Source organism: Staphylococcus sp. Y174-1 (assembly GCF_049897865.1).
In the GTDB taxonomy this organism is placed as follows: Bacteria; Bacillota; Bacilli; order Staphylococcales; family Staphylococcaceae; genus Staphylococcus; species Staphylococcus saprophyticus.
The window spans coordinates 1-3608 of the sequence record NZ_JAFCXB010000017.1; the positions used below are offsets into that span (position 1 = coordinate 1).

Below are 3608 nucleotides of genomic sequence, written 5' to 3' on the forward strand. Positions count from 1 at the left end.
TAGTAGCCAACGGCTACAGTGATAACATCCTTGTTAAATTGTTTATATCTGAAATAGTTCATACAGAAGACTCCTTTTTGTTAAAATTATACTATAAATTCAACTTTGCAACAGAACCTAATTTTTTATATTCTCTCGCCATATCAGTACTCATGAGATTTCTAACATGCTGTTTTAACCTATCGTTATCTCTCGCAGCAGTCACTAAGTTTTTATAATCACGCTCCGATATAACAACATTTTTGGTTGGTTTCTTTTCTGTTTTCATTATTTCTTTTCCCAAACCAAACATGGACTTTTCACCCGTTGGCACTTCAACACTTTTCATGTGTCGTTTCGCTGGTACTTCTAAATCTGATTTAACTTTATCGCTATAAGCAGTCCATTCATCTTTTTTAACTGCTAAATTTTTTTCTAGAAAATCAATCTCTTTTTCCAAAGTTTGTTTTTTAAATTTAGCTGTCTCAATATGTTTACGGTCAGAGCCACGTTCACCACGCTTCAACTCAAAACCCTGTTTTTTCATATGCTCGGGGAATTTATCTTGTAGCCATAACAGTTCTTGACGATTAAACACATTTTTTCCTTGCAGTTTTCCATCACGCATAGGCACAACACCTAAATGCATGTGAGGGGTTTGCTCATCATTATGAACTGTTGCATAAGCAATATTTTGCTTGCCATATCGTTCGGAAAATAATTTATAACTTTCCTCAAAAAATCGTTTTTGTTCTCCTGGATCCAGTTGCTCAAAAAAATCTCGGTCAGATGTTACTAGCAACTCATTTACAAGAACAGCATCTTTCCTCGTTTTTCTTGTACCTGTTTTTTGTGATTCAATAATTTCTTTGACACGTTCGTTGTAATCAATATTTTTATCATTTTTCAAATCATAATTTTCACGTGTTCGCTCATGGTCAATATCATCATTCGTTCTACTTTTTCGCTCTCTTTGATTATGAAATTGCATGCCTTTTAGTCCAGCTGATTTCACTTTTTGCATTCTACAAACTGCATAACTCATATGTAAATCGCTCCTTTTTAGGTGGCACAAATGTGAGGCATTTTCGCTCTTTCCGGCAACCACTTCCAAGTAAAGTATAACACACTATACTTTATATTCATAAAGTGTGTGCTCTGCGAGGCTGTCGGCAGTGCCGACCAAAACCATAAAACCTTTAAGACCTTTCTTTTTTTTACGAGAAAAAAGAAACAAAAAAACCTGCCCTCTGCCACCTCAGCAAAGGGGGGTTTTGCTCTCGTGCTCGTTTAAAAATCAGCAAGGGACAGGTAGTATTTTTTGAGAAGATCACTCAAAAAATCTCCACCTTTAAACCCTTGCCAATTTTTATTTTGTCCGTTTTGTCTAGCTTACCGAAAGCCAGACTCAGCAAGAATAAAATTTTTATTGTCTTTCGGTTTTCTAGTGTAACGGACAAAACCACTCAAAATAAAAAAGATACAAGAGAGGTCTCTCGTATCTTTTATTCAGCAATCGCGCCCGATTGCTGAACAGATTAATAATAGATTTTAGCTTTTTATTTGTTGAAAAAAGCTAATCAAATTGTTGTCGGGATCAATTACTGCAAAGTCTCGTTCATCCCACCACTGATCTTTTAATGATGTATTGGGGTGCAAAATGCCCAAAGGCTTAATATGTTGATATAATTCATCAATTCCCTCTACTTCAATGCGGCAACTAGCAGTACCAGCAATAAACGACTCCGCACCTGTACAAACCGGTGAATCATTACTACGAGAGCGCCAGCCTTCATCACTTGCCTCCCATAGATGAATCCGAACCTCATTACACATTAGAACTGCGAATCCATCTTCATGGTGAACCAAAGTGAAACCTAGTTTATCGCAATAAAAACCTATACTCTTTTTAATATCCCCGACTGGCAATGCCGGGATAGACTGTAACATTCTCACGCATAAAATCCCCTTTCATTTTCTAATGTAAATCTATTACCTTATTATTAATTCAATTCGCTCATAATTAATCCTTTTTCTTATTACGCAAAATGGCCCGATTTAAGCACACCCTTTATTCCGTTAATGCGCCATGACAGCCATGATAATTACTAATACTAGGAGAAGTTAATAAATACGTAACCAACATGATTAACAATTATTAGAGGTCATCGTTCAAAATGGTATGCGTTTTGACACATCCACTATATATCCGTGTCGTTCTGTCCACTCCTGAATCCCATTCCAGAAATTCTCTAGCGATTCCAGAAGTTTCTCAGAGTCGGAAAGTTGACCAGACATTACGAACTGGCACAGATGGTCATAACCTGAAGGAAGATCTGATTGCTTAACTGCTTCAGTTAAGACCGAAGCGCTCGTCGTATAACAGATGCGATGATGCAGACCAATCAACATGGCACCTGCCATTGCTACCTGTACAGTCAAGGATGGTAGAAATGTTGTCGGTCCTTGCACACGAATATTACGCCATTTGCCTGCATATTCAAACAGCTCTTCTACGATAAGGGCACAAATCGCATCGTGGAACGTTTGGGCTTCTACCGATTTAGCAGTTTGATACACTTTCTCTAAGTATCCACCTGAATCATAAATCGGCAAAATAGAGAAAAATTGACCATGTGTAAGCGGCCAATCTGATTCCACCTGAGATGCATAATCTAGTAGAATCTCTTCGCTATCAAAATTCACTTCCACCTTCCACTCACCGGTTGTCCATTCATGGCTGAACTCTGCTTCCTCTGTTGACATGACACACATCATCTCAATATCCGAATAGGGCCCATCAGTCTGACGACCAAGAGAGCCATAAACACCAATAGCCTTAACATCATCCCCATATTTATCCAATATTCGTTCCTTAATTTCATGAACAATCTTCATTCTTTCTTCTCTAGTCATTATTATTGGTCCATTCACTATTCTCATTCCCTTTTCAGATAATTTTAGATTTGCTTTTCTAAATAAGAATATTTGGAGAGCACCGTTCTTATTCAGCTATTAATAACTCGTCTTCCTAAGCATCCTTCAATCCTTTTAATAACAATTATAGCATCTAATCTTCAACAAACTGGCCCGTTTGTTGAACTACTCTTTAATAAAATAATTTTTCCGTTCCCAATTCCACATTGCAATAATAGAAAATCCATCTTCATCGGCTTTTTCGTCATCATCTGTATGAATCAAATCGCCTTCTTCTGTGTCATCAAGGTTTAATTTTTTATGTATTTCTTTTAACAAACCACCATAGGAGATTAACCTTTTACGGTGTAAACCTTCCTCCAAATCAGACAAACGTTTCAAATTCTTTTCTTCATCATCGGTCATAAAATCCGTATCCTTTACAGGATATTTTGCAGTTTCGTCAATTGCCGATTGTATATCCGATTTATATTTATTTTTCGGTCGAATCATTTGAACTTTTACATTTGGATCATAGTCTAATTTCATTGCCTTTTTCCAAAATTGAATCCATTGTTTTTGATTCACGTAGTTTGGTTCTGTTGCAAAGTAAAAAAATATAGCTAACCACTAATTTATCATGTCAGTGTTCGCTTAACTTGCTAGCATGATGCTAATTTCGTGGCATGGCGAAAATCCGTAGATCTGAAGAG

At 36.8% G+C, this 3608-nt stretch carries 3 protein-coding genes and 1 pseudogene; all 4 read right to left on the reverse strand.

Going from position 1 to position 3608, the window contains the following annotated elements:
- Positions 1 to 118: 118 nt before the first annotated feature.
- Positions 119 to 1024, reverse strand: a pseudogene (gene mobV, locus ACP7BT_RS13460) (MobV family relaxase); the annotation flags it as partial.
- A 506-nt stretch (positions 1025 to 1530) separates the two neighbouring features.
- Positions 1531 to 1935, reverse strand: a complete 405-nt coding sequence (gene bleO / locus ACP7BT_RS13465) for a bleomycin binding protein (protein WP_001242578.1) — start codon at positions 1933 to 1935, stop codon at positions 1531 to 1533.
- A gap of 216 nt (positions 1936 to 2151) precedes the next feature.
- Positions 2152 to 2913 carry an aminoglycoside O-nucleotidyltransferase ANT(4')-Ia gene (gene aadD1, locus ACP7BT_RS13470; protein WP_001014230.1) on the reverse strand — a complete coding sequence of 254 codons (762 nt, stop codon included), beginning with the start codon at positions 2911 to 2913 and terminating at the stop codon, positions 2152 to 2154.
- 168 nt (positions 2914 to 3081) lie between these two features.
- A complete protein-coding gene (locus ACP7BT_RS13475) occupies positions 3082 to 3516 on the reverse strand; it encodes a protein rep (RefSeq protein ID WP_145339587.1) in 435 nt (144 codons plus the stop codon).
- Positions 3517 to 3608: the final 92 nt, after the last annotated feature.